23 protein-coding genes and 1 pseudogene are annotated in these 25,949 nt (G+C 38.5%); 15 read left to right on the forward strand and 9 right to left on the reverse strand.

The features are described from left to right. The first annotated feature begins 56 nt into the window (after positions 1-56). The 3 genes from NST91_RS09575 to NST91_RS09585 all read left to right on the forward strand — a co-directional run bounded on the left by NST91_RS09575 (position 57) and on the right by NST91_RS09585 (position 3,264). Entirely contained in the window at positions 57-1,175 is a 1,119-nt protein-coding gene (locus NST91_RS09575) for a tripeptidase T (RefSeq protein WP_341330941.1), read from the forward strand. Between the two features lie 313 nt (positions 1,176-1,488). Then, positions 1,489-1,950 carry a chemotaxis protein CheW gene (locus NST91_RS09580; RefSeq protein WP_341330942.1) on the forward strand — a complete coding sequence of 154 codons (462 nt, stop codon included), beginning with the start codon at positions 1,489-1,491 and terminating at the stop codon, positions 1,948-1,950. A 60-nt stretch (positions 1,951-2,010) separates the two neighbouring features. Beyond that, on the forward strand, positions 2,011-3,264 hold the full coding sequence (locus NST91_RS09585) for a DNA polymerase IV (RefSeq protein ID WP_341330943.1): 1,254 nt from the start codon (positions 2,011-2,013) through the stop codon (positions 3,262-3,264). A gap of 43 nt (positions 3,265-3,307) precedes the next feature. On the opposite strand, the gene zwf is transcribed toward NST91_RS09585, so the two are convergent. After that, positions 3,308-4,795 carry a glucose-6-phosphate dehydrogenase gene (gene zwf / locus NST91_RS09590; protein WP_341330944.1) on the reverse strand — a complete coding sequence of 496 codons (1,488 nt, stop codon included), beginning with the start codon at positions 4,793-4,795 and terminating at the stop codon, positions 3,308-3,310. A gap of 259 nt (positions 4,796-5,054) precedes the next feature. Here zwf and rnz point away from each other — a divergent pair, with 259 nt between their 5' ends. Genes rnz through NST91_RS09605 form a run of 3 tightly spaced genes read left to right on the forward strand, consistent with a single transcriptional unit; the run spans position 5,055 to position 9,991 of the window. Next, positions 5,055-5,999: a ribonuclease Z gene (rnz, locus tag NST91_RS09595; protein WP_341330945.1), complete on the forward strand. Its 945-nt coding sequence runs from the start codon at positions 5,055-5,057 to the stop codon at positions 5,997-5,999. 17 nt (positions 6,000-6,016) lie between these two features. Then, the gene (gene nfsA, locus NST91_RS09600; protein WP_341330946.1) at positions 6,017-6,766 is read left to right on the forward strand and encodes an oxygen-insensitive NADPH nitroreductase; all 750 of its coding nucleotides are present in this window, start codon (positions 6,017-6,019) and stop codon (positions 6,764-6,766) included. A 27-nt stretch (positions 6,767-6,793) separates the two neighbouring features. After that, positions 6,794-9,991, forward strand: coding sequence for an SNF2 helicase associated domain-containing protein (locus NST91_RS09605; protein WP_341330947.1), 3,198 nt, complete (start codon positions 6,794-6,796; stop codon positions 9,989-9,991). 47 nt (positions 9,992-10,038) lie between these two features. Here the strand turns inward: NST91_RS09605 and namA are convergent, their stop codons facing one another. The 5 genes from namA to proI form a co-directional block, all read right to left on the reverse strand. Further along, positions 10,039-11,055 carry an NADPH dehydrogenase NamA gene (gene namA / locus NST91_RS09610; RefSeq protein WP_341330948.1) on the reverse strand — a complete coding sequence of 339 codons (1,017 nt, stop codon included), beginning with the start codon at positions 11,053-11,055 and terminating at the stop codon, positions 10,039-10,041. Positions 11,056-11,158: 103 nt separating this feature from the next. Further along, on the reverse strand, positions 11,159-11,971 hold the full coding sequence (locus NST91_RS09615) for a YybI family spore inner coat protein (RefSeq protein ID WP_341330949.1): 813 nt from the start codon (positions 11,969-11,971) through the stop codon (positions 11,159-11,161). Between the two features lie 56 nt (positions 11,972-12,027). Then, positions 12,028-13,167 carry a CAP domain-containing protein gene (locus NST91_RS09620; RefSeq protein ID WP_341330950.1) on the reverse strand — a complete coding sequence of 380 codons (1,140 nt, stop codon included), beginning with the start codon at positions 13,165-13,167 and terminating at the stop codon, positions 12,028-12,030. 94 nt (positions 13,168-13,261) lie between these two features. Next, positions 13,262-14,455 carry an MFS transporter gene (locus NST91_RS09625; RefSeq protein WP_341330951.1) on the reverse strand — a complete coding sequence of 398 codons (1,194 nt, stop codon included), beginning with the start codon at positions 14,453-14,455 and terminating at the stop codon, positions 13,262-13,264. A 129-nt stretch (positions 14,456-14,584) separates the two neighbouring features. Further along, the gene (gene proI / locus NST91_RS09630; RefSeq protein WP_341330952.1) at positions 14,585-15,430 is read right to left on the reverse strand and encodes a pyrroline-5-carboxylate reductase ProI; all 846 of its coding nucleotides are present in this window, start codon (positions 15,428-15,430) and stop codon (positions 14,585-14,587) included. A gap of 705 nt (positions 15,431-16,135) precedes the next feature. Between proI and NST91_RS09635 the strand changes: the two genes are divergently transcribed. The 6 genes from NST91_RS09635 to NST91_RS09660 all read left to right on the forward strand — a co-directional run bounded on the left by NST91_RS09635 (position 16,136) and on the right by NST91_RS09660 (position 21,965). After that, a complete protein-coding gene (locus NST91_RS09635) occupies positions 16,136-17,101 on the forward strand; it encodes an MBL fold metallo-hydrolase (RefSeq protein WP_341330953.1) in 966 nt (321 codons plus the stop codon). Between the two features lie 268 nt (positions 17,102-17,369). After that, a complete protein-coding gene (locus tag NST91_RS09640; RefSeq protein ID WP_341330954.1) occupies positions 17,370-18,164 on the forward strand; it encodes an SDR family NAD(P)-dependent oxidoreductase in 795 nt (264 codons plus the stop codon). Between the two features lie 158 nt (positions 18,165-18,322). Further along, positions 18,323-19,363: a glutathione S-transferase family protein gene (locus tag NST91_RS09645; RefSeq protein WP_341330955.1), complete on the forward strand. Its 1,041-nt coding sequence runs from the start codon at positions 18,323-18,325 to the stop codon at positions 19,361-19,363. 14 nt (positions 19,364-19,377) lie between these two features. Further along, positions 19,378-19,878 carry a GNAT family N-acetyltransferase gene (locus NST91_RS09650; RefSeq protein ID WP_341330956.1) on the forward strand — a complete coding sequence of 167 codons (501 nt, stop codon included), beginning with the start codon at positions 19,378-19,380 and terminating at the stop codon, positions 19,876-19,878. 171 nt (positions 19,879-20,049) lie between these two features. After that, positions 20,050-21,312: a Y-family DNA polymerase gene (locus tag NST91_RS09655; RefSeq protein ID WP_341330957.1), complete on the forward strand. Its 1,263-nt coding sequence runs from the start codon at positions 20,050-20,052 to the stop codon at positions 21,310-21,312. A 320-nt stretch (positions 21,313-21,632) separates the two neighbouring features. Beyond that, positions 21,633-21,965 (forward strand): YolD-like family protein, encoded by a 333-nt coding sequence (locus NST91_RS09660; protein WP_121447967.1) that lies wholly within the window; start codon positions 21,633-21,635, stop codon positions 21,963-21,965. A gap of 246 nt (positions 21,966-22,211) precedes the next feature. On the opposite strand, the pseudogene NST91_RS09665 reads toward NST91_RS09660, so the two are convergent. Then, positions 22,212-22,336: pseudogene (locus NST91_RS09665) on the reverse strand (iron chelate uptake ABC transporter family permease subunit); the annotation flags it as partial. Between the two features lie 201 nt (positions 22,337-22,537). Between NST91_RS09665 and NST91_RS09670 the strand changes: the two are divergent. Next, complete coding sequence (locus NST91_RS09670) at positions 22,538-23,086, forward strand: GNAT family N-acetyltransferase (RefSeq protein ID WP_341330958.1); 549 nt, start codon at positions 22,538-22,540, stop codon at positions 23,084-23,086. 22 nt (positions 23,087-23,108) lie between these two features. Here NST91_RS09670 and NST91_RS09675 read toward each other — a convergent pair whose 3' ends face one another. Then, a complete protein-coding gene (locus NST91_RS09675; RefSeq protein WP_341330959.1) occupies positions 23,109-24,902 on the reverse strand; it encodes a dihydroorotate dehydrogenase in 1,794 nt (597 codons plus the stop codon). A gap of 99 nt (positions 24,903-25,001) precedes the next feature. Further along, entirely contained in the window at positions 25,002-25,205 is a 204-nt protein-coding gene (locus NST91_RS09680) for a CDGSH iron-sulfur domain-containing protein (protein WP_099360616.1), read from the reverse strand. 160 nt (positions 25,206-25,365) lie between these two features. Here NST91_RS09680 and NST91_RS09685 point away from each other — a divergent pair, with 160 nt between their 5' ends. Both NST91_RS09685 and NST91_RS09690 read left to right on the forward strand, forming a co-directional pair. Continuing rightward, positions 25,366-25,710 carry an iron-sulfur cluster biosynthesis family protein gene (locus tag NST91_RS09685; RefSeq protein ID WP_341330960.1) on the forward strand — a complete coding sequence of 115 codons (345 nt, stop codon included), beginning with the start codon at positions 25,366-25,368 and terminating at the stop codon, positions 25,708-25,710. Next, positions 25,694-25,936: a DUF2552 family protein gene (locus NST91_RS09690; protein WP_341330961.1), complete on the forward strand. Its 243-nt coding sequence runs from the start codon at positions 25,694-25,696 to the stop codon at positions 25,934-25,936. The genes NST91_RS09685 and NST91_RS09690 overlap by 17 nt, the downstream gene beginning before the upstream one ends. Positions 25,937-25,949 lie beyond the last annotated feature (13 nt).

Consider the following 25,949-nt stretch of genomic DNA (forward strand, 5'->3'; position numbering starts at 1 on the left):
GATAGGCTAAAATTATTAACTTATTCATTAACCTATTCATCTTGGAGGTACATAGTATGATTAATCAGGACAGACTTGTTAATGAGTTTTTAGAGCTCGTACAAGTAGACTCAGAAACAAAATTCGAAACAGAAATTGCGAAGGTTCTAAAAGATAAATTCACTGCGTTAGGTGTACACGTTGTAGAGGATGATACCACTAGCCAAACAGGACATGGTGCAGGGAATTTAATATGTACTCTTGAAGCCACAAAAAATGATGTGGATCCGATTTACTTTACTTCTCATATGGATACAGTTGTCCCTGGTAAAGGAATTAAACCTTCTATCAAGGATGGTTATATTGTTTCTGACGGAACAACGATTTTAGGCGCAGATGATAAAGCAGGTCTTGCTGCTATGTTTGAAGCAATCCGTGTTCTAAAAGAAAATCAAATTCCGCACGGTACAATCGAATTTATTATTACTGTAGGTGAGGAATCTGGTCTTGTCGGCGCTAAAGCATTAGACCGCTCGATGATTACTGCCAAATACGGATATGCACTTGATAGTGACGGAAAAGTTGGAGATATTGTTGTTGCTGCACCTACACAAGCTAAGGTAAGAGCAACAATCATCGGAAAAACAGCTCATGCAGGTGTCGCACCTGAAAAAGGTGTTTCTGCAATTACAATGGCAGCAAAAGCCATTGCCAAAATGCCTCTAGGACGAATCGATGAAGAAACGACTGCTAATATTGGGCGTTTTGAAGGGGGCACACAAACAAATATTGTTTGTGACCATGTTGAAATTTTAGCTGAGGCACGTTCTTTAGTGACAGAAAAGATGGAAGCACAAGTTCAGAAAATGAAAGCAGCTTTTGAATCTGTTGCAGCCGATATGGGTGGTAGAGCTGAGGTTGAAATTACGGTTATGTATCCAGGATTCAAATTTGCAGATGGGGACCATGTTGTCGAGGTTGCAAAACGAGCTGTAGCAAAAATTGGTCGTCAAAGCGCGCTCCAAAAAAGCGGTGGAGGCAGTGATGCCAATGTTATCGCAGGACATGGCATCCCTACTGTTAATCTTGCTGTAGGATATGAAGAAATTCACACAACAAATGAAAAAATGCCAGTAGAAGAACTAGTCAAAACTGCAGAACTTATCGTTGCGATTGTTGAAGAAGTTGCAAAATAACGTACTAAAAAAGTGGAATTCTCTCTTGGTTGAGGAGTTTCACTTTTTTATTTCCTTTCGATAATAGGTAAAGTATGATAGATATAGAACATAGATTGTTGTTAACATATTCAGCCAGGGTACAACCCTCCGGCTGACTAAAGTCAATGCCTCCGGCGGATGCCACGATTTTTTCAGAGGAAGCTTTTCAATCTGAAAGAGCAAAGACAAAGAACGTCACATCCTGTGGCAACGTCTTTATGACCCACTTCCTGTGGGCCGGATAAATCGGACGCAATTAGGCCAAGGCGCATTAGGTAGAGGTGAGTGTTTGATGGTAGATCAAAAAGTCGTTGTATTTTCATCAGGGAATGAGGAATTTGGCATTCCTGTTTTAAAAGTCATTTCGATAGAAAGAGCTCAAAAGTTAAACGCTATTCCGCAAATGCCAACATTTTTGCTAGGTATGTTAACGATTCGGGATCAACTCATTCCGATTGTTGATGCAGGAATTATTTTATTTAATATACCAACAACCCATACAGATAAAACGAAGATTATCGTTACCCAAACAGATTCATTATCAGTAGGATTGCTTGTCGACGATGCGATAGAAATAATGGATATCCCCAAAACTCAATTGAAACAAATAAGTTTAACCTACCAGCTTTCCCCGTACATAACAGGAGTTGCGTCCCTTGAGAATCGATTGATTACTTTACTCGATGCGGATAATCTGTTTGATAGTCTTGAAGGATTTGATATGATTGAGGATCACATTCAAAGTCACCAATAGAATAGGTGGCTTTTTCTATGATAAACTATATTTATGGATTATTAGTAGGAAGTGCAAATCATGAAAGAAATGTATCCGAAAAATGGGAAGGTTATTTTACATGTGGACATGAATAGCTTCTATGCATCAGTCGAGGTTGCCTATGATCCTTCTTTACAGGGGAAGCCTTTAGCGATTGCAGGGAATGTAGAAGAGCGTAAAGGCATTATTGTCACCTGTAGCTATGAGGCTCGTGCTTTTGGAGTGAAAACAACGATGCCACTATGGGAGGCAAAACGAAAATGTCCAAACCTTATCGTTCGTAAACCAAACTTTGAACGCTACCGTAGAGCTTCATTGGCCATGTTCGATATCCTGCGCACATACACGGATTTAGTTGAACCAGTTTCAATTGACGAAGGCTATATGGATATAACGGGCTGTTATGAAAAGGGTTCGCCGATTGAAATTGCGTCTTCCATTCAAGAAACTTTACAAAAAACGCTTCTACTTCCTTGTAGCATTGGAATTGCACCAAATAAATTTCTAGCGAAAATGGCATCCGATATGAAAAAACCATTAGGAATCACTGTATTGCGGAAGCGGGATGTTCCAATTATTCTCTGGCCCATGCCAGTTGGAGAAATGCATGGAGTTGGTTCGAAAACTGCAGAAAAATTAGCGACAATCAATATTCATACAATTGGAGACCTTGCTAAGGGCAATGATATTCAATTAAAGCAGTTATTAGGAATTAATGGGGAGCGGATTAAGCAAAGAGCAAACGGAATTGATAACCGACTTGTTGACCCTGATGCAATCTCAGAGTTCAAAAGCATCGGTAATTCGACAACATTACCATATGATTCAACAGATGAGGAAGAGCTTCTCGGTGTTATCAAAAGACTATCGAATTCTGTTGGAGCACGTATTAGAAGGAAGGATATGCTATCCAATAATGTCCAGTTAATGATTCGATATTCTGATCGAAAAACGGTAACAAGAAGTAAGAAACTAGATAATCCAATTGATCAGGATGAAGAGATTTATAAAGCAGCCAAGCGCTTGTGGACAAAACATTGGAACGGGGAACCCATTCGATTATTAGGTGTCACAGCCCAGGAACTTGTTGAGAAACAAGTGGCATTTAAACAACTTGATCTTTTTTCTTATGAGAAGGAAGCGAAAAAAGAACCCTTACTGAAAGTGATTGATGAATTAAAAGGGAAATACGGGAATGAGATTTTATCAAAAGGGGTTAAACTGCCTAAAGATAAGAAACCACGAGATAATGAACATGGAACGAGTTTTGAGAAAGACTTCTTGAGTGATTAAATAGTAGAGACCCGACTCATAGAGTCGGGTCTCTTTTTTCATTTTAGTCTTCTACTGGCCACCAGTGGAATCCATCTTCTGCCAATAGTTCATCAGACGCCTTAGGACCATTAGAACCAGATGGATAATTTGGGAATTCAGTTGCAATTTGGTTTTCCCAAACCTTTGAAATTGAGTCGACGTAGCGCCATGAAAGGGCCACTTCATCCCAGTGAGCAAAGTTTGTTGTATCACCCATCATACAGTCATAAATTAGCTTTTCATAAGCTTCAGGTGTGTTTATACCATCAATGCAGTTATTGCAATAATCAAGCTTAACAGGTAATGTCATTGTGTTTTGACCTGGTCTTTTTGCATTTAAATAAAGTGTAATACCTTCATCAGGCTGGATATTAATGACAAGCAGGTTAGGATTTTGTTGCTCATTTTCCTCTTTATAATATAAATCCATCGGAATGTCTTTGAATTGAACTACAATTTTTGTTGATTTTTTCTTCATTCTCTTACCGGTACGGATATAGAAAGGAACGCCTGCCCATCTAAAATTGTCGATTAGAAGTTTACCGGCAACAAATGTAGCAGTATTTGATGCTGGGTCTACTTTTTCCTCTTCTCGGTAACCAGGAACCTGTTTGCCATTTAACGTACCAGCATCGTATTGCCCTCTAACGAAGTATTTTTTTACATCCTCTTCTTCTAATGGGCGAAGGGCACGCAATACTTTTATTTTTTCACTACGAATCTCATCGGTATTTAATTTAATTGGCGGTTCCATCGCTAATAATGCAACCATTTGAAGCATATGGTTTTGTACCATATCTCGGAGAGCGCCTGATTTTTCATAATAGCCGCCGCGATCTTCTACTCCAAGTACTTCACTTGATGTGACTTGGATATTTGATATGTATCGATTATTCCAAAGTGGTTCGAAAATTGCATTTGCAAAGCGGATGACTTCAATATTTTGGACCATTTCTTTTCCTAAATAATGGTCGATTCGGTAAATTTCATCCTCTGAGAAAGCATGACGAAGCTTCTCATTCAATTGCTTTGCAGATGGCAGGTTATGTCCAAAAGGTTTTTCAATTACAAGTCTTGTATAACCTTCTGTATCCGTTAATTCTTCAGCTTTAATGTTGACTGCGATTGTCCCAAAAAACTCTGGAGCCATTGCTAAATAAAAGATCCTATTACCTTCTGTTTTGTAAGTTGAATCTAGTTTTTCAGCTAGGTTTTTTAATTCCTTATAAGAAGCACGATCATTCACATTAAACGGAAGGTAGTAAAAGTGTTTTGAGAACTTCTCGATATCCTCACGATTTTCCTCAAATCTTCCCGATACAGAATTTCTTACGTTTTGTTGGAATTCTTCATTCTCTAATGGGCGTCTTGCCACCCCGATAACCGCGAAATTGTCAGAGAGTTTTCCTTTCGTATAAAGGTTATATATAGAAGGGTAAAGCTTTCGATTTGCCAAATCACCTGTTGCTCCAAAAATAACCACGATTGATTTTGGTGCTGTATTTGTCATATAAATCCCCCACTTCTTAAAGCTTTAGTGATATTTATTTAATGTATACTTTTTTGTTTAGTAAATCAACTAATTCGTATGAATTTTTCAAACTCCTTTTAAAAGTATGCCTTAACCAGGGATGGATATTCGAAAACGATTATAAGTAGTCGTTGAAGTGGCTTATCTAGAGAACAAATGGGAGAATATGATATAGTAGTTAATGGAATATAAACGAAGACTATCATAAAAATTTAAAAATTATTTGGAGGATTTCTGAGTGGAAGTCGTATTTTTAGGAACAGGTGCAGGGGTACCCGCAAAAGAGCGGAATGTCACTTCAATTGCTTTACAATTGCTGGATGAACGTAGGGCCACCTGGTTGTTTGATTGTGGGGAAGCAACACAGCATCAAATCCTACATACATCTATAAAACCAGGGAAAATAGAAAAAATTTTCATCACTCATTTGCATGGTGACCATATTTTTGGTTTGCCAGGGTTATTAGGAAGTCGCTCCTTTCAAGGAGGAGAGTCCTTATTAACTATTTATGGCCCTAAGGGAATAAACGAATTTATTGAAACTTCTATAAAGGTAAGTACCACACATATTCGATATCCACTTGAAATCGTTGAAATTGAAGAAGGCGTAGTCTTTGAGGACGAGCAATTTTGTGTTACTGCAAAAACATTAGAGCATGGAATTCAATCTTATGGGTATCGAATTGTAGAAAAAGACCTCCCAGGAACATTGCTTGTGGATAAGCTATCAAAAGAAGGAATTAAACCTGGGCCTATTTATCAAAAAATTAAAGAAGGACAAACAGTTATCCTTGAGGATGGACGTCAGATTAATGGAGAGGAATATATTGGTCCACCTAAGAAGGGACGTATAGTGACTATTTTAGGTGATACCCGTTATGTTAAGGAAAGTATTGAACTTGCAAAGGATGCAGATATACTTATTCATGAAGCAACATTTAGTTCAAATGAAGCTGATTTAGCTCATGATTATTTTCACTCTACCACAACTCAGGCGGCGGATGTTGCCAAACAAGCGGAGGTCAAACAATTAATACTTACACATATAAGCTCTAGATATCAAGGTGATGATTGTCAGAAGCTTCTTGAGGAAGCTCAGCAAGTGTTTGAGCCGACTTATATGGCAGCAGATTTCTTAAGATACGATGTAAAATCAAACCAAACAAAAAATAAGGACAACTAGATTGGAGGTATATAACAATGAATACCATTATTGAAACAATTATGAATCACCGTTCGATTCGTAAATTTGAAGAAAAAGTATTATCAGATGAACAAATTCGTTCGATTGTTGAATGTGCCCAAGCAGCTTCAACATCTAGTTTTATCCAAGCCTATTCCATAATTGGCGTGAAAGATCCAGATAAAAAGAAGAAGCTCGCGGAAATCGTTGGTAACCAGGCTTATGTTGCCGAGAATGGTCATTTCTTTGTGTTTTGTGGAGATCTACATCGTCACCAGGTTATAAGCCAAATGGAGGAAAAGGACTTATCGACTTCATTGGAGAGTACAGAGAAATTTATGGTCGCTACAATAGATGCTGCATTGGCTGCTCAAAATGCAGTACTTGCAGCAGAATCAATGGGATTGGGTGCTTGCTATATTGGTGGACTGCGTAACAATCTAGACGAGGTTTGCAAACTCCTACATATCCCTAAATTTGTGATACCTCTTTTCGGAATTGCGGTGGGCTATCCAGCCCAAATGCCTGATAAAAAACCACGTCTTCCTTTCGAGCATATTTATCATGAAGGTGAATATAACCAGGATGAAGACTTATTTAAACAAGAGCTGCGTACCTACAACCAAACTATCTCAGCCTATTATCAAGCACGTACAAATGGGAAACGCTCAGATACATGGACAGGGCAGATGGCAAACATGCTTGAAAATCCAAAGCGGATGTATATGAAGGATTTTGTTAAAGGACAAGGCCTAAATCAAAAGTAAACCTAGGATAGAAAGGAGTCGGAATCCATGGATATCAAAATCAATCAAAAATTGATAAAGGAAATGTGTGGAACCGTCTCCTTTAAAAGAGGGGACGTTTTTTATCGAACAAACAAGGTTCTATTAACTGAATATGGATCAAATAAATGCAAGGCCATTGTTAAAGGAGCAGAGGACTTTCACGTAACAATTGAAAAAAATAGACAAGGAAAATTAGTGACTACATGCAGTTGTCCATCCCTTGCTAATTTCGACAAGGAATGTCAGCATATTGCTGCCGTTTTGATTGCGATAAATGAACAGCAAAATCAAGAACCATTAGCTTTCGGTGAAATTCAAACTTCTACTAACGAAAAATTGACTAATGATTTCATGACATTATTTACAAATCGGCCGTTACGATCTAGTGGCCATCAGCTTCACTTTGAAAAAAGAGAAGTACTCAACGTTAGATTCATATGTAAGCCCGTTAAGGTTTCGAATGAGCAAGTCTTAATTGGATTGGAAATAGGAATTGAACAGGTAGGGGTACATGATATTCGTATTTTTCTTGAGAATATCAAACAAGGAAAGACTAGTTTGATATCTGAACAATTTTCATATGATCCAAATCTCCATTGTTTTTTATATGAAGTAGATACTCTACTTCACCAATTGATTAAAGTTACTGAGGATGAAAAAGTTTATTTTGAAGTAAACTCGTTAGATGATCTGGAAACTCGTGAAATATTGTTAATTCCGCCATCTTCCTGGAAAGTTCTCGTACCTTTATTATCTAAGTGCCCGTCTGTTTATATGGAAAACAAAGATAATACATATGAAGGCCTTCAAATCGAAGAGGGACCACCACCACTGCATTTTTCATTTGAAGAAGGGCAAGAAAGTGACTATCAATTAACCATCCAAGGATTTAACAGAATGATTATTTTAAAATCCTATCATATAGTGTTAAGTGAAGGACGGCTCTATCAAATTTCTGAACAAGATTGTGAGCGCTTATTTGATTTAAAGAACATGCTCGTAAATCCAGGTGCTAATCATATTCCAATTCCAAAGGAACAAACTCAATTTTTTCTAAAAACAATCGTACCCAGCTTGAAAAAAATTGGTGTCGTTCATATGTCTCAAGCCATTTCCAAAGAATTTTTGAAAACTCCACTTGTTGCTAAGCTTTACTTGGATCGACTTCGAAACAAACTGCTGGCAGGGCTTGAGTTTCACTATGAAAATACCATCATCCAACCTCTTGAGAATCGTGATATCCCAACAGGACCTATGGTAATTAGGGATATAGAAAAAGAGGATGAGATTTTAAGAATTATGGATGATAGCGGTCTTTCGAAGACGGAGGGTGGGTATTACATGCATAATGAGGAACTTGAATATGAGTTTTTGTATCATATCGTTCCAAAGTTGCAACCTCACTGTCAGATTTATGCTACGACAGCTATTCGAAATCGCATTTTACCTAAAACTGAACATCCGAAAATAAGGGTGAAAATAAAAAAAGAACGTACAAATTGGCTTGAGTTTAAATTTGAGATGAAGGGCATTGCAGACCAAGAAATTCGTGAAATTTTAGGTGCCCTTGAGGAAAAACGTAAATATTACCGCTTGAAAAATGGTTCATTGCTCTCACTTGAAACGAGGGAGATGGAGGAAATTCAGCGATTTTTAAAGGCTGTTCCAATTCAGGACGATGATTTTGAAGCAACTTTAAACATGCCAATGATGGAAGCCTTACCTCTTTTGGATTCGTTCGATGACGATGAAATCTATACAGCTGAGGAATCATTCCGCCATTTTCTTGATTCCATTCGAAATCCTAGTCATTTGAGTATAGAAGTCCCTCATCATTTAGATACCATTTTACGAGATTATCAAAAGCAAGGCTTTAAATGGTTGAAAACTCTCGCAAGTTATGGATTTGGTGGTGTACTTGCGGATGATATGGGACTGGGTAAAACAGTACAGAGTATTGCTTTTATTGTTTCTGAGCTTCAAAAGATTCGGGAAAATAAGAAGCCCGTTCTCATTGTCTGCCCATCATCGTTAACATACAATTGGCTCCATGAAATCTTGAAATTTGCTCCTGAACTTCAAGCAATTGTAATTGATGGCAAAAAGGATGAGCGAAGAGCTCTACAAAAAGAATGTGAGGACATGGATGTTCTTATCACATCCTATCCGTTATTGAGACGTGATATTAAATGGTATGAGTCTGTTAACTTCCATACCGTTTTCTTCGATGAGGCTCAAGCCTTTAAAAATCCAGTTACCCAAACTGCAAGAGCTGTTAAAAAACTAAAAGCAGATCATCGTTTTGGATTAACTGGAACACCGGTTGAAAATTCAATTGAAGAGCTTTGGTCCATTTACTATGTTGTTTTTCCACAGCTTTTTAAGGGGTTAAAGGAATATAGTCATCTATCAAGGAAAGATATCGCAAGAAAGGTTCGCCCATTTTTACTTCGTCGTGTGAAAGAAGACGTCCTTGCAGAGCTACCGGAGAAAATTGAAATTCTTGAATCATCTGAACTTTTACCAGAACAAAAGAAGCTTTACGCTGCCTATTTAGCGAAGCTTCGTCATGATACATTAAAGCATCTTGATAAAGATACTATACGAAAGAATCGGATACGAATCCTTGCTGGAATCACCAGACTAAGACAGATTTGTTGTCATCCTGCTTTATTTGTGGATGGTTATAAGGGGAGTTCTGCAAAATTTGAGCAACTTTTACAAATTATCGAGGAATCCAAACTTTCTGGAAGGAGAGTTTTGATTTTCTCACAATTTACGAAAATGCTTGGACTGATTGGTAGGGAATTATCTAGTAGGGGGTATACTTATTTCTATCTTGATGGACAAACACCTACAGAGGAACGAGTGGAATTATGTCAACGTTTTAATGTTGGAGAACGAGAACTCTTTTTAATTTCTTTAAAAGCAGGAGGAACGGGTCTGAATCTGACAGGAGCGGATACCGTCATTTTATATGACCTTTGGTGGAATCCAGCTGTCGAGGAACAGGCTGCTGACCGTGCCCACCGAATCGGTCAGAAAAAGGTAGTCCAAGTAATTAAGCTTTTTGCACGCGGCACAATCGAAGAAAAGATGAATAAATTACAGGAGAAAAAGCGTGACCTTATTACGGATCTTATTGATTCTGAGGAAAAAACGGCATTGACAGAAGAAGATATCCGGGAACTTCTCATGATATAACAAATCGACAAGGCAAAGGCACTTGTCGATTTTTTTGTTAATTATTATTACCATCCGCGTTCGTATTGTTTTGGACTATCAATTGAAACACCAAGCTCTTTTGCAGCCGTTCTTGGCCAATAAGGGTCGCGTAATAATTCTCGAGCAATAAATATTAAATCAGCCCGATTATTTTTTAATATCTCTTCAGCTTGAACAGCTTTGGTGATCAAACCAACTGCGCCAGTAGGGATATTGGCTTCATTGCGAATTTTATCTGCATAACCAACCTGGTAGCCTGGATATGCATCAATTTTTGCTGGAACAACAGCACCAGAGCTGACATCTATTAGATCCACACCTTGGTCTTTCATGCGTTTTGCATATTGTACATAATCGGTAGGAGTCAAACCACCTTCCGCATAATCATTTGCTGATACACGAACAAATAGTGGACCATCCCATACCTCTTGAACAGCTTCGATTACCTCTTCTAGGAAGCGATAGCGATTTTCGGGACTCCCGCCATATTCATCTTCACGTTTATTTGAAAGTGGAGATAAAAATTCATTTATCAAATAGCCGTGTGCCCCATGGATCTCAATAATATCAAAGCCAGCTTCTTTTGCGCGTCTTGCTCCATCCTTGAATGCAGCGATTGTTTCTTTTATTTCATTTATCGATAATTCCTTTGGTGTTTTGTAGCTTTCATTAAATCTAATGGCAGAAGGAGCAACAATATCTCCTGTTACTGTTGCTTTTCGTCCGGCATGGGCAATTTGAATGGATGTTTTTGAGCCATATGCTTTAATCATTTCAACTAGCTTTTTTAATCCTGGCACATGATCGTCGCTCCAAATACCTAAATCCTGTGGCGAGATTCTTCCTTGCGGGGTTACTGCGGTTGCCTCTACCATGATGAGCCCTACCTGACCAACAGCACGGCTAACATAATGGGTATAATGCCAATCCTGAAGCTTCCCATCCTCATTGTGACTGGAATACATACACATCGGTGACATAACAATTCTATTTTTTAAGGTAACATTTTTAATTGTATAGGGTGAGAATAATCCTGATTCCATGTGATTTAAGCCTCCTATGTATTTCGTAATACTAAATATTATATCATTTTAGTTATGCATATTAAAAAAATAAGCATCGACTTTATCTCGTCGATGCCTTTCTTTATTTAACAGGGGCTTCAGCTAATTTCTTTCCTGTTTCTTTACTTATGAGTGCCACTTTCGTTGGCATGTATTTTTGATTTTGCTTATTAAATATATATCTTGTTTCGAGATAAGCGATTATGTCATAGTGGGCAATTCCGGAAACAGCCTGGATGGCAACAATTTCTTGCGGCTTCATTTTGGTTAATTTATCGAAACGATATCCCGAAGCTGGATCTACCCATGTCTCCATTTCTTGAAGTCGATCACGCAGTTCTTTTTTATCAGGAAAATCACGGTAGCGCTCTTCTGATAATGGAATGATTGCTTCCAGGCTATTTTGCTTATCTATAAATTCAATCTGATAATCGCCAGTGTATTTCATTGAATAACGCTTTTTTGCTTCATCAAACCATCCTGAAGAATTAGGGTCAGTATAGATTTCCTCCACTTTTTCACCTGTATAGCTTAGGACAGTTAGACCAGTGATACCGCCACTTCCGATTGAACGAAAATAGAGGAGAATATCCTGTTTCCCGTTTTGAATGACATCTGCAAACTGCATTTCAGCCAGCTGATATAAATCCTGTTTATTATGATAGGTTCCTAATTGGTCCCCATTGATTTTTAAAGACCATTCGTTCGCAAGGTTATATTGATTTTTTCGTGCGTAAAGCTCAATGATGTCCTTCTTACCATCACCGTCTAAATCAACATACTCTTTTTGAATAATTGTAAAAGGGCCATATTCAACATCGTTTTGCCCGGCAAGAGTTACACTGTGAAAGCCACTAAGAAGGCCTAAAAAAAGTAAAAAACGTATCAGTTTCACAAAATCACCTCTTTGGTAGGATAACCAAAAATTGAGAGGGATATAGGTGAAATGCCTTATTTTGTGTAAAAGTTTTCAGTGTAATAGGGGTGAGACTCCGTATTAAAGGCGACTCCCACACCTAAATATTTATATTCCTTTTTTAAAATATTTTCTCGATGTCCCATTGAGTTCATTAAACCTTCATGGGCAAAAATACTGCTAAATTGTCCATAAGCGAGATTTTCACCAGCAATGGTAAATAAAATTTCATCCTCAATCATTCGATCAAACGGAGACTGTCCTTGTAAATTAGTATGGCTAAAATAATCATTTTTCGCCATATCTAAGCTATGCTTTCGAGCCGTTTCCTTCACATGATCATCCCAAGATAGAACGCCTAGTCCATGATTTACTCTAGATGCATTTGTTAGGTCAAATAATTGATATTCGAACCCTTCTTTCAACTGATCACTTGCATCTGTGTAAAAATCGGCTCTTTTTTGCTCTAGAGCTTTTGAAACAATTTGAATCGAGGTCACCGTGTTATTCTGCTGTTTATCATAAAAAAGGGTGACATAGGTGTTATCTATGTGGAAGACATCATAGTCCCGGTCCTGTTGAAATTCATAGTACACAAATCCTTTTTGAATTCGCGTCATTGGTTCCCCCAGTAGATTAAGTGCTTCCTGTTTTTGTGTTCCATACTTGATTCCTTTTGTCGATGAGATGAGGTCCTGATTTGTGTATAAACCTACAACTTTATTCTCCGAGTCAAAAGCCACCAACATAAAATTTTGATAGTTTTCATGATACGTATACCAGTTCGTTCCATATTCATTTAAAGACACTCGTTTTGGATCCCCAAGTTTTGCTTCTACTTTCTGTTTGCTTTCCCCAAGCTCGATATTGTGAATTGAAAAGGCCTGTTTACTTGGTGTATCTAATTCTGGTTTCTTCACTTTATTTTTGTCGATAATCGAATTTTCTGGTGCCTTTTCTTCAAAGGTTTGCCATAATGTTTCGATATATTGTATGCCTTCGTTCAGTTTGTTCTTTATATTTGCAAGTTCTTCAGATTCAGATACTCTGTCGATTTCAGTTGTAATAGTATTTAAAACTGATTGATTATCAGTTTTTGCAGCTAGTTTATCTAATACTGTCCAACCGGCGTATAGGAAAAATAAAAAAGATATAAATAGAAGAATTCTCCTCATAAGTCAACCTCCATCCCTAAGATTCATTTTATCCAATTTTTTTCGAAACGATAAGGGATTTAAGATGAAAAAGGAAAAAGGGGACTATTGCCCCTTAAGTTGTAGTATTATTTTTTCCAATCCATGTAAAATAAAGCAAAATGGAAATTAACACAGATAGTGCAGAGGCGATGTAAATGGATTGGTATCCTAATAAATAGGCGATTTGACCAAAAGCAATCGCACCAATCCCCACTCCTAAATCAAAAGAAGAAAAAAAGGTTGCGTTTGCCATCCCTTTTCGATTGTCAGGAGCCGTTTGTACAGCCCATGCTTGTAAGGCAGGCTGCAATGCACCGAAACCTAAACCGTACATAAAAGCCGCTATGTAAAGGACAAGACTACTAGGTAACCAGGCTAATAGTAACATAGCTAATACAATTGAAAAAGCACCTGGTACAAACACGGCACGATGTCCCTTCTGATCATAAAGGCGGCCAGCAAAGGTTCGGGAAATCATTAGAGCAACTGCAAATAAAAGAAAATACCATTCAATCCCGGATATTCCCTTTTGTACAGTATATAAAGGTAAAAAGGCTGCAATTCCTCCAAATGAAACAGTTATAAAGAATAATAGAATCGAAGGAGGGAGCGCTGTTTCTTCATAAAAGTCCCATTTTCTTGGATTTTCTTTTACAGGTTCGATTTTTTTATAGTGGATTCTAGATGATAGGATGAGTGCGACTAAACCTAAAATGGCGCAAATGGAAAAGAGTTTTGTATAGGATATTGTACCAGCAAGTGTAAGGCCTAACGAAGGACCAAAAGCTAGTGCGATATTTCCGAACAGACCAAAATAGCCCATTCCTTCACCACGTCTTTTGGCAGGGATTAAGTCTGTTGCGATGGTTCCCGAAGCAGTTGTTGAAAAGCCCCAGCCAATCCCTTGAACCATTCGAAACAAAAATAAAAAGAGTAAACTTGAAATGATTCCGTAGGTGCCAACAGATAGGACGAAAATGGCAAGCCCAAGTAAATATACAAAGCGTCGTCCTCTTATTTCTAGTTGATGGCCAGCGAAGGGTCTGATTAACAGTGCGGAAAAGGTGAAAATTCCAACGACTAATCCAATGAGCTGTTCATTACCTCCAAGATGTTCTACAAATAGTGGGATTGTCGGCAATGTCATCTGAAAGCCGAGAAAAATAAAGAAGTTTGATATGCAGATTAGGGTAAAATCACGGGTCCAAATTTTTTCTGTAGTCATACTTAGTTGTGGTGGTGTTTCCTTAATAAGCGGTGCACTCATAGAATCTCCCCATCATGATTTATTTCGGTACTCTAAATAATAGTATATCAAAAATGTCAGTAAAATCCTACCAATAGTAAATCACTTTTTCTGGATTGGTAAGATCCTACTGACTTTGATATCATACATTTAATTCTTTTCTGAAACTGATTGGAGCATAGCTTCACCAAGTTCGGCAGAGCGAGTGGTAGCACGTTTTATGCAAGACACCATTGCTTGTTGGTAGTTAAATTGCTCCAATACTTTTATACCTGCTTCGGTTGTCCCGCCTGGACTTGTTACTTCTTTTCGCAAAGTAGCAGGTGGCTTTGGTGAATTTTTTAGCATTTCCGCTGCACCAATAATCGTTTGAAGGATTAATTCCTTGGCAATTCCTTTTTCAAGACCGATATCGTCAGCTGCTTTTTCCATCGCTTCCACTAAATAATATACATATGCAGGACCACTTCCAGAAAGCCCCGTGACTGCATGAAGATCTTTTTCTGCGACCGTTGTAACAATCCCAATTGTTTCAAATAATTGTCGTGCAATGAGTAAATGGTCTTCGTTTGCGTACATTCCCACAGATAAGGCAGTAGCTGATTTTCCAATAGTTGCAGATGTATTTGGCATAGCGCGGACTACGGCAACTTCTTTGTTTAATAAGTCGGTGATGGTTGTAGTCGATACTCCCGCTAAGACAGAGATGATGAGTTGGTTCTCATTGACGTGATCCTTAATTGCTAAAACAGCTTCCGCAACGTCCTTAGGCTTTATCGCTAGGAGGATGACTCCAGCATTTTCAATTGTTTCTTGTTTGTTTTGACTTATGGTTACACCATATTCTTTGTTTAGACCTTCTAATCGTGCATAATTGGAGCGATTTATTACAGAAATTTGATTGGGTAAGAAGAGCTCCTTTTGTAGCATTCCAGAAATCATTGCCTCAGCCATTGATCCGGCTCCAACAAACACGATATTTTGTCTCATTTCCATAACTATCCCTCCGTAATTAATAACGTGCATTGAAAAATAAAAGCTATTTTTCTGCTTATAGATCTAGGGTGATTTCCACTCCTGGTACTAGCTTGGCTCGCTATTCCCGCAGGACGTTGAATTGCTTCCTCGAAACTACATCGCACGAAGAAAATGCAAGCATTTTCGAGGATCTCGTACCATCCATCCACTGAAGTCACTGGATGTATAATAATATTCGGATCTAAGAGCAATAAAAAAGTTTACGAATAAAGCCAAATAAAAAGACCTACTCCATCCTTGTCAAAGGACGGAATAGGTCTGCTATCCGCGGTACCACCTTACTTAACATCTTGAAAAACTAATTTTTTCGATGTTCCACTCGAACCCGTATCGTGGGGGAGACGGTTAGGTTTTCCTAACAGCTCATAGGTAGGTTCAATCAAGAAGTGGGCTATGAGATCTTTCAGCCGGTGGATCTCATTCTCTTATTGCCATTACATGATTTACTAGTCCTAATCATTGCTTTACGAAATTTATATTAATGGTCATTATGAACTGATTTTATCTGGATGTCAATACCTTCTTTTTGTAAAACGAGCCTAATTTCGGTTACATAATAGAGAAGTTATTCGAATATAATGACAAAATCAGATGAAAAAGGTAAACTAAAACTGGATAAATGTAACGATTTTATTGATATAGCACAAAGGAGATTTCTTATCTATGAATAAACTTAAAACGACCAAGGATGTTTTTAAAATAACCCTGCCAACACCTTTTGCTGTCGGAGATGTAAATGTGTATGTTGTGAAGGGAGAAGCTTTAACATTAATAGATGCTGGTGCAAAAACGGAGGAAGCGTGGCAATCTTTTATTGAGCAGTTTGCTCAGTTAGGCTATACACCATCAGATATTGACCAAATTGTGATTACTCATCATCACCCGGACCATGTAGGGCTTCTCGATTATTTTAATAAAGATATCCCGATTATTGGTCACCCCAAAAATCAGCCATGGATTAGTCAGGATAAGCAATTCTTTGTAGAGAATGAACCGTTTTATAAAGAGTTATTCCTTCAATTAGGTCTTGATCCCGCATTTATCAACTTAATCGATATGGATGAAGAACTTGCATATTCTTGTTGTAGATCTCTTACAAAAACGATAGAAGAAGGAGATCTCATCGAAGGTATGACAGGCTTTAAAGTGTTAGAAACGCCAGGACACGCACAAAGCCATATTGTTTTGTACCGCGAAGAGGATGGAATGCTTATTGCAGGAGATACTCTCTTAGCTAAAATCTCACCAAATCCCTTGCTTGAGCCACCACAATTTGGTGAAACAGCTAGACCGAGACCATTAATCCAGTACAATAATTCTTTACGGAAACTTCTATCACTTGACATGTCTAAGGTTGTAACGGGGCATGGAGCTGATATTATGAACCCTCATGAGCTTATTCAAGAGAGATTTGTCTCACAAAAAGAACGTGCATATCACGTTCTACAAATGATTAAGGAAAAGCCAATGACTGCCTTTGAGGTGTGTACTAAGTTATTCCCAAAAGTATATTTAAAGCAACCTCTCTTTACGGTATCTGAAACAGTTGGACAGCTTGACTTCCTTGAAGAAATTGGTGAAATTACGATAGAAGTCGTGAACGGACAACATATATATCACGCCAATTAACTTTATTCAATAGGATTCCTCAACATGGTTAGTTAAATACTTGTATTAGTATATTATATAAGTAGGTAGTTCTTAATCCTGATTGAATAATGTTAAGCCTCCAGCGGGTGTCCCGATTTTTTAAATGAAATTATACGATCCGTAAGATCAAAGACTATGAACGCCACATCCTGTGGCAACGTCTTTATGACCCACTTCCTGTGGGCCTAAAAATCTGGCGCAAATACGCCGAGGCACATTTGATTAATTTTGAGGTGAAAAAGGCCGAATGAATTCTAGACTTAAAGGAAAGAAAATTGTGATTACTGGGGCTTCGAGCGGGATTGGCGAAAAAATTGCCTACCTTGTTGCAGAGCAAGGCGCATATCCAATCCTTTTAGCCCGGAGCTATGATCAGTTAGAAAAAATAGCTCAAAACATTAAAGAAAAATACCATATCGACTGCTTATTTTATAAGCTAGATGTTCGTGATACAGAAAATGTAAAAGATGTCTTTGAGGACATATTACGCAATGTAGATACGATTGATGTGCTTGTTAATAATGCTGGCTTTGGTGTGTTTGCCAATGTTGTGGATGCACAAATAGAGCAGATGAAAGCAATGTTTGAGGTTAATGTATTTGGACTCATTTCATGTACAAAGATGGTTTTACCCACAATGATCCAGCAAAGCTCAGGCCATATTATTAATATCGCATCACAGGCCGGGAAAATTGCGACACCAAAATCAAGTGTTTATTCGGCTACAAAACATGCGGTACTTGGGTTTACGAATAGCCTTCGGATGGAGCTTTCAAGTACAAATATCCATGTAACAGCTGTAAATCCAGGTCCGATTCGGACGCGTTTTTTTGACATTGCCGATGAGTCTGGTACATATGCGAAAAGTGTAAATCGGTTTATGCTTGATCCCGATTTCGTCGCTTCTAAAATTGTAAATGCCATGCTGACTCCCAAACGGGAAATTAATCTGCCAGGCTGGATGAATGCGGGAAGTGTATTTTATACCTTGTTTCCTCGACTCGTTGAAAAAGTAGGCGGCAAAGCGTTTTTTAAAAAATAAGTATCATTCATACTCCTTTTATTAGGGGTATTTTTTTGCTTTCACACTTAAAAGTTAATTGAATCTTATTCCTTGACGTATAATTTAGATAATGAGTAAATTACATTAAACACATTGAGTTACTATGTTTTAATATATGTCTTAGGGGAGAGGATTACATGTCACAAAATGAACAGACATTTAGCTGTGCGATTCCTGTTGAATCGAATAATGACACATCAATAAAACCAGTAGAAATAAACGCCGATGGTTCTTTCAATCGTCAAACGAATCGCTTTATTACACCTTTCGGAAATCAGCTTGGTGAATTACCCGTCGAGTCTGGCCGCTACCGCTTACTTTGGTCAGCAGCATGTCCATGGGCACATCGTTCTGTGATTGTGCGTAAAATTCTTGGATTAGAAAACGCGATTAGCTTAGGGAAAGTAAGTCCAATGAGACCAAGAATTGAGCGTGTAGATTGGGAATTTTCCTTAGATGACAATGGAGTTGATCCTGTTCTTAGTGTTCAGTATGTGAGTGAGGTCTATAAGAATGCGGACCCTGATTATACAGGTAGACCGACTGTACCAGTCATGGTTGATCTTGAAACCAAACAGGCTGTGAATAATGATTATTTTAAGCTTACCAACTATTTTGAAACGGTTTGGTCTCCTTTCCACAAGGAAAATGCTCCAGATTTATTTCCAAGTGCATTGCGTGAAGAAATCGATGCATTGAACGATGTCATTTTTCATGATGTAAATAATGGCGTGTACCAATGTGGATTCGCCCATTCTCAGGAGGCTTATGAGCAAGCCTATGATCAATTATTTGCTAGATTAGATGAGTTAGAGGAGCGTTTGTCCAAGCATCGTTTCTTATTTGGGGATTTTATCACGGATTCGGATGTCCGTTTATACACCACTTTGGTTCGCTTTGATGCTGCTTATTATTCAGCTTTTCGTACAAACCGTAATTTAATTCGTGAGTTTCCTAATCTATGGGGCTATGCCCGCGATTTGTTCCAGACACCTGGTTTCGGTGAAACAACCGATTTTGATGCAATTAAGCGTCATTACCACCTGTCCATCACCATTGACCCTACAAAAGGAGAAGTCAATATTCTTCCTAAAGGACCAGACGAATCGGTATGGTTTTCCGAACATAACCGTGAAGAATTGAGCAATAAAAAAGAAAAGTTTTTAATAAAAAGGTAGGTGAAATGCCAAACATGAAAATTCGTGATGCTAAACAGGATGAATTAGATTTCATTCGAGAGCAACGAGTTGCTGCTTATCTTGAGCATTCAAAGGCAATTCCAGCTCCTCATTGGCAAGCTCTTAAGCAGGCAATTTCGTCTGAGGCTGACCGCCTTCACGGTTCTGAGCTTATTGTATGTGAGCTTAATGAAAAAATTGTTGGCAGTGTAGTCTTGTTTCCTGCTAAAACAGACGCATATGAAGGTCAGCTGGAGAAGTTGGATTATCCTGAAATTCGAATGCTAGCGGTAAATCCTGAGGCTCGCGGAAAGGGTGTAGCTTCAGCTTTGATTAATGAATGTATAAATCGTTCCAAAGCAAAAAAACACCAGCATATCGGATTACATACCGGTGAATTCATGAAACATGCGATTCAGCTATATACAAAGCACGGCTTCGAGCGATTGCCACAATATGATTTCGAGCCTGCAAATGATGGGATTATCGTCAAAGCGTTTCGATTGACCTTATAAGATAAAAAACCAATTCGCTTTTCTAAGCGTGTTGGTTTTTTTTATGTTCCTTCTGTATTCGATTTAAACACCGTTGGGATTCTTCTTGAAATTTCCATTGAAATCGAACGTATATTCTCCTATTATTAAGAATACAATACGAACATATATTCTTTTTGGAGATGATGTTAAATGGTGGATTACAGCCAGTTGCCCGTTCAAAAGATTTTGTGCGTGGATATAAAAAGCTTCTATGCAAGCTGTGCTGCCGTTTTATTAGGTCTTGATCCGCTCGAATGTTATTTAGCGGTTGTTGGAGATACGGAACGCCAGGGAAGTATTGTGCTTGCGGCTTCACCAAAGCTAAAGAAGGAATTTGGGATAAAAACAGGATCAAGACTTTTTGAAATCCCTAAGGATCCACGAATTAAAATTGTAAATCCAAAAATGGCCATCTATTTACGAATTTCAACGGAAATTACGAGACTTTTTAACCGGTATGTACCTAAAAATGCAATCCACGTGTATAGCGTAGATGAAAGCTTTATCAAGGTTGATGGGACTGAAAAATTATGGGGAGACGCAACAACGATTGCGCGTAAAATTAAGCAGGAAATCGAGGCCGAATATGGGCTTGCTTGTGCCATTGGTATTGGTCCCAATATGCTGATGTCAAAGCTCTGCCTAGATTTAGAGGCGAAGAAGAAGGGGATTGCAGAATGGACCTATGATGATATCCCAGAAAAGCTATGGACAGTCTCACCGCTAAGAGAAATGTGGGGGATTGGGAGTAGAGTTGAGCGAACTTTGAATGGGATGGGGATTACGACGGTTGGGCAGCTTGCCCATTATCCGCTTGAACTACTTGAGAAAAAATTCGGAGTCATGGGAAATCAGCTCTATTACCATGCTTGGGGTGTGGATTTATCAGAAATTGGTGCACCAATTATACAGGGACAGATCAGTTTTGGGAAAAGCCAAATTCTTATGCGTGATTATCCAGATCCGGAAGAAGTCAAACATGTCATTCTTGAAATGTGCGAAGAGGTAGCGAGGCGTGCTCGAAGACATAAAAAAGCAGGAAGAACGATTAGCCTCGGTATTCATTATAGCCGTGATGAGTTTGGCGGAGGATTTTATCGTTCCAAAACCATTGATACTCCGACAAATATCACAATGGAGATGTACCGCGTATGTCTTGAGTTATTTGAGAAATTTTATGCACAGAAGACAGTCCGTAAAATTTCAATTGCACTTTCTAATATTGAAGATGACACACAAATGCAATTGGATTTGTTTTATCTCAACCGAGTTAAGCAGCATAAGCTTGGCTATGTGATGGATGGTATTCGTGGGAAATACGGTTCCGATGCAATCCTGCGTGCAGTATCCTACACAAATGCCGGAACATCAAGACACCGCAGTAAGCTTGTCGGTGGACATAAGGCGGAATAGAAACCAAAAGCGCAAGCACCGGAAAGAGGAACATCGACTAAAAACCGTCATGTCCTGTGGCAAACGTTGATGTCAGCACATCCTCGAAAATACTGAGTATTTTCTTCGTGCGATGATTATGCTACCGAAGCCTTCCTTGTCCTGTGCAAGTCCGACAAGCGCTCCGAACCCCGACGAGGAGGCTCAAAAATAAGCAAAGCTTATTTTTTGCGAGGGTTATGCTCACGTAGCATTCCTTAGTGTTGCTGCCGCAGGAGGGCTTGAAGCGACCTCGAGGGGCTAGGTGCTGGAGCTAGACGTAAGAAAGAAGGTGATTAGCAATGATACGGGATCGTGGATCTATAAAATGGACAGCAATGATGCTGCCGGAGCATGTAAAAATACTTAGAGATTGGACGGAAGAAGACACGTATGAGCAAAAGCCAGAACTTGATGAACAGCAAATTGAAGAGATGAATGGCATTCTTTGTGAGGCAATGGAGGAGGGGAGAGAACTAGTGATTACGCATTATGAAGCGAAACACCACAAACTCCTTCTCGGTACTATCCATCATTATGATGCTCTACAAAATAAACTGCATGTCGTCGATAAATTTGGGGAAGTTCACTATATCCCAGCAAACATGTTAGTCGATTTGCGTTTTTCCGGTTAATTTTATAGGCTCTTTTCTATAAGATTGTTGCTTTTTGATATAAAATTGTAAACTTAGTTGATTGGAGCGTAAGGTGGCGACTCCAGCGGGAAAAGCGTGAGACTTGAGACCCCGCAGGAGCAGCAGCGACGAGGAGGCTCAAGCTACGCCCGCGGAAAGCGTCCACCTGAAGCGGAAGTCAACGTTATAAAAAACAACAAAGTTTGCGAAAACAGCCATTTTATAAAAAAAGGCGTGATTTAAAAATCACGCTTTCTTCAGCAAAAGATAAATAAAATAAGGTGCTCCTGTAAGAGCAGTCATCATTCCAGCAGCAATAACTTCTGGTTTCACAATATTGTGAAGGTTGTATAGGCAAACAATAATAGCCACCACCAATCAGCAGAACCAGTCTGTCCCCCATATGTTCCCTGGTTTCATCCCATAATGAAATGTTTAATCAGAGAAATCGGAAATTAATAAGTAAAATGTTAAAATAGGTCTTTTCCACACATTCGTCTGTTAATTGAAGGAATTTATTGAGAAGGAGTAGAAGAATAATAGGATACAAGAATGGAGGGTGAGACAGGGGTATGTTTGAATACAAAATTGACGAGGAATTATCTTTAAAATTGACAGAGTTAAGTGATGCTGAGCGAATTTTTGAATTAACAGATCAGTCCAGAGCCTACCTACGAGAATGGCTGCCATGGCTTGAGATGACAACGAAGGTAGAGGACACAAAAGCATATATCGAATCATGTAGGAAAAGCTATGCAGAAAATAAAGGACTACATACCGTTATCGTTTATAAAAATGAAATCGTTGGGGTAGCAAGCTTCAACGAAATCGACTGGACCAATAAAATAGCCGCTATCGGCTACTGGCTTGGTCAGCAATACCAAGGAAATGGAATAATGACAAGGGTAGCAAAAGCATTGACAGGTTACGCACTGGACCACTTAAAACTAAATCGAGTTGAGATCCGTGCAGCGGTTGAAAATCATAAAAGTAGGTCGATTCCGGAAAGACTAGGCTTTGTGAATGAAGGCAAAATAAGACAAAGTGAGTGGCTTTATGACCACTATGTAGACCATGTTGTATATGGCATGATTGCAAAAGACTGGAATTCAGAAAAATAGATAGGAGCCTCTGAGGCTCCTTTTACATATCCTTCCCCATATGAAAAAATCGGTACGTCATTATAAGTCCAATGAAGAACAAACAAATAGCAAAATAAGCAGGAAGCAGATGGATAAAGGTTGTATATCCAATCGCAAAATGTATCCAAATCCCCGCGAAAAAGGCAGGAAGTCCACCAATGAGTAAGGTCCACCAAACCCATTTATTCCCTTGCTGAAATCCCCAAAGGGAAATCGTTAGGACTAACAATCCAACACTGAGGAGTGCACTCCCAAACCCCGCACGATCATGAGCAATTACTGATATCAATTTATCATTAAACAAATCAAGCATCTCGGGGGGCATACAAAGATATAAAATGTCAGTTGCTACAAACACCTTAGTTATTCCAATAATAGAGATCACGATACCGCCTAACACGAATGAAAAACCAAGAATGACAAAGGCAAATTGTCCTATTATACCATGTTTCCAAACGCGGTGATTACGGGTGTTAAGCGATGTTGGGGTCCCTTTAAGGGATCTTGTTTTCATAAAACCTATTAGATAAATGGGAAGTAAAATAAGCCAAAATATCAAATGTAACCAATCAAAATAGCCATATCCGATAAAAAGGAAAATGCCTAAAAACCCCAGAATGGCTGCTAAATCGATGGCCTGCTTCGCCCAAAGAATTTGGTTGCGTATTCCAAAACGTGCCAATGCCATATAGACGATACCACCAGAAACCATCGTCCCAGCGAGTGTCATCCGGTCATGTGCCATAAAATAAAGAATCCGATCATTAAACAAGAGAATCTCTTCCCTTGGCATCCCAAGAAACAGCTCGTCATAAGGGAGAATAATGGTTGTCAAACTGAAAATAACAGCGATTATTCCACCAATAAGAATAGACAATCCAAATAGCCAATACCAAATCCATGCTGGGTGAACGGGAGGCTTAGGCTGAAGATTGTGTGTAAGAGCTTCATTAATTCGCTTTGTCAGGCCAGGTCCAGAGAAGACATAGCCTTCTGAAAGCAGAACTAGATCTGCACCAGCTTCGAAAAGTGCAAGTGCATCGGCAGGTTCATCGATGCCGCCAACTGTAATGACAGGTAAGGAGAAACCAAGTTGCCTTAAAAAATAAATTGAATCTAGTAATTCACTTCTATATTTTTCATACGGTATTTTCGGTGATTCATCTACTACTATTCCAGAAAAATAGGTCTGAACATGATTGAAATCCAAGTCTCTCATTTTATCAGCTGGTACAGACAGATAAACAGGGCGATCTGTTGAAAAAATAAGTTCCGGTGAAGAAGTGACAAACGCAGCAACATAGGGCTCTAATCTCATTATTAAATAATGTAGTTCTTCACCCGTTCCATCCAATCTTGCTAAAACGGGTTGTATTGGTTTCCACTTTTTTAGCTTTTGAACTGTTTTTTCAATTCCGATAGATTCATAATTAAATGGAAAATCAATTTGTTGTTTTTGCCAATCGACGATTGGTAGAGTAGGATCCGTTGTGGGCTCTTTCGTTACTGGACCAATTTCAATCAAGCCAAATCCAAGATTTGAAAAAGCTCTAGACCCAGTTAATAGCGGGTCGAGTTTTCCAGAAAGGCCAATCGGATTTGGATAGCTCACACCTTGTATATCTTTTTTTACTAGTTCAGAAGATTCCTCTCTGCCAAGAAAATGAATGAACCGATGTCCTCCTGGAATGGAGGCAACCAGATTCATACCTCTGTGGATAAATTCACGAGATTGATAGGGAGAAATTCGAGTTAAAATAGGTTTAAATAGTGTATGATACGACCAATCAGGCATGTTTCGTCCTCCATGATAGGCTTTTACCCGTATTGTATCATAATTAGAATAGTTAAAAACGAAAAAACCGAATGCATAGTGCACTCGGTCTAATAAGGATTATTCTTTTGGTGCGCGTACGACAGATTCGAAATTCCCCTTATGCGAACCGTCACAAAAAGGTTTATTTTTAGACAAACCGCATCTGCATAATGAGAAGGTTTGTTTTGTTGGGAACTTATTTCCTTCCTTATCCACTAAATCAACGTCACCTGTGATCCTTAATGAACCATTATCATTTACCTTAATCGTAACCTTTGACATCTCTTGAATACCTCCTTAATCTAATTGTATTACTATTGATAGTAGTTCAACATTTACCAAAACTCAAATTGTTGGTGAAGTGTCGAGTTATTGTAATGATATGTAGTTGGAAACAAGATATGTTAGAATAGTCATAAATTGAAAGAAAGAGGAGAACGAAATGAATATAACATTTTCAGAACGTGCCATTGAAAAACTAAACTCCCAAATAAATAATAAAGATAAAAGGTTAAAATTAAAATATGAGACAGAAGGCTGTGGCTGTGTGATGAGCGGAGTTACCGCATTATGGCTAGTAGACACTGGGGACGAAGATGATCTAGTTCTTGAAACAAATTATCAACCATTATTCGTCGAAAAATCTAAAATGGTATTCTTAGATGAGAATATGACTATTGATTTTATTGAAGCAGCAAATTGTTTTATGTTAAAAAGTCCAAATGAGATTCTGAATCCGCGTTTACGGTTAGTAGAAATGAGTGGTGTACATGAGTTCCAAGCTTAAAACGATACGAAATATTGCAGAAGAAAAAACATGGGTCTCTTTTTTACATGATAATCACCCGTATAGTCTCTTGCACTGGTCGATTGCAGGAGTGAATCATGATCAAAAGGATGTTTGGCTGCTTCAGGATGAAGTAACCTTTGAGGTTCAGGAATTTGATACGATTGAACTTGCCTTAACCTGGATTGGTGAGAACTTGAAAGAAATAACAGATATATTAGGTTAGGGGACTGAAAACA

This window comes from Ferdinandcohnia sp. FSL W7-1320, from assembly GCF_038050315.1.
Lineage (GTDB): Bacteria > Bacillota > Bacilli > Bacillales > Bacillaceae_L > Ferdinandcohnia > Ferdinandcohnia aciditolerans.

What these genes read in the sequence shown, in the direction of transcription:
- NST91_RS09575 (WP_341330941.1), top strand. Translation starts at nt 57, where the DNA reads ATGATTAATCAGGACAGACTTGTTAATGAGTTTTTAGAGCTCGTACAA.
- NST91_RS09580 (WP_341330942.1), top strand. Translation starts at nt 1,489, where the DNA reads ATGGTAGATCAAAAAGTCGTTGTATTTTCATCAGGGAATGAGGAATTT.
- NST91_RS09585 (WP_341330943.1), top strand. Translation starts at nt 2,011, where the DNA reads ATGAAAGAAATGTATCCGAAAAATGGGAAGGTTATTTTACATGTGGAC.
- zwf (WP_341330944.1), bottom strand. Translation starts at nt 4,795, where the DNA reads ATGACAAATACAGCACCAAAATCAATCGTGGTTATTTTTGGAGCAACA.
- nfsA (WP_341330946.1), top strand. Translation starts at nt 6,017, where the DNA reads ATGAATACCATTATTGAAACAATTATGAATCACCGTTCGATTCGTAAA.
- NST91_RS09605 (WP_341330947.1), top strand. Translation starts at nt 6,794, where the DNA reads ATGGATATCAAAATCAATCAAAAATTGATAAAGGAAATGTGTGGAACC.
- namA (WP_341330948.1), bottom strand. Translation starts at nt 11,055, where the DNA reads ATGGAATCAGGATTATTCTCACCCTATACAATTAAAAATGTTACCTTA.
- NST91_RS09620 (WP_341330950.1), bottom strand. Translation starts at nt 13,167, where the DNA reads ATGAGGAGAATTCTTCTATTTATATCTTTTTTATTTTTCCTATACGCC.
- NST91_RS09625 (WP_341330951.1), bottom strand. Translation starts at nt 14,455, where the DNA reads ATGAGTGCACCGCTTATTAAGGAAACACCACCACAACTAAGTATGACT.
- proI (WP_341330952.1), bottom strand. Translation starts at nt 15,430, where the DNA reads ATGGAAATGAGACAAAATATCGTGTTTGTTGGAGCCGGATCAATGGCT.
- NST91_RS09635 (WP_341330953.1), top strand. Translation starts at nt 16,136, where the DNA reads ATGAATAAACTTAAAACGACCAAGGATGTTTTTAAAATAACCCTGCCA.
- NST91_RS09640 (WP_341330954.1), top strand. Translation starts at nt 17,370, where the DNA reads ATGAATTCTAGACTTAAAGGAAAGAAAATTGTGATTACTGGGGCTTCG.
- NST91_RS09645 (WP_341330955.1), top strand. Translation starts at nt 18,323, where the DNA reads ATGTCACAAAATGAACAGACATTTAGCTGTGCGATTCCTGTTGAATCG.
- NST91_RS09650 (WP_341330956.1), top strand. Translation starts at nt 19,378, where the DNA reads ATGAAAATTCGTGATGCTAAACAGGATGAATTAGATTTCATTCGAGAG.
- NST91_RS09655 (WP_341330957.1), top strand. Translation starts at nt 20,050, where the DNA reads ATGGTGGATTACAGCCAGTTGCCCGTTCAAAAGATTTTGTGCGTGGAT.
- NST91_RS09660 (WP_121447967.1), top strand. Translation starts at nt 21,633, where the DNA reads ATGATACGGGATCGTGGATCTATAAAATGGACAGCAATGATGCTGCCG.
- NST91_RS09670 (WP_341330958.1), top strand. Translation starts at nt 22,538, where the DNA reads ATGTTTGAATACAAAATTGACGAGGAATTATCTTTAAAATTGACAGAG.
- NST91_RS09675 (WP_341330959.1), bottom strand. Translation starts at nt 24,902, where the DNA reads ATGCCTGATTGGTCGTATCATACACTATTTAAACCTATTTTAACTCGA.
- NST91_RS09680 (WP_099360616.1), bottom strand. Translation starts at nt 25,205, where the DNA reads ATGTCAAAGGTTACGATTAAGGTAAATGATAATGGTTCATTAAGGATC.
- NST91_RS09685 (WP_341330960.1), top strand. Translation starts at nt 25,366, where the DNA reads ATGAATATAACATTTTCAGAACGTGCCATTGAAAAACTAAACTCCCAA.
- NST91_RS09690 (WP_341330961.1), top strand. Translation starts at nt 25,694, where the DNA reads ATGAGTTCCAAGCTTAAAACGATACGAAATATTGCAGAAGAAAAAACA.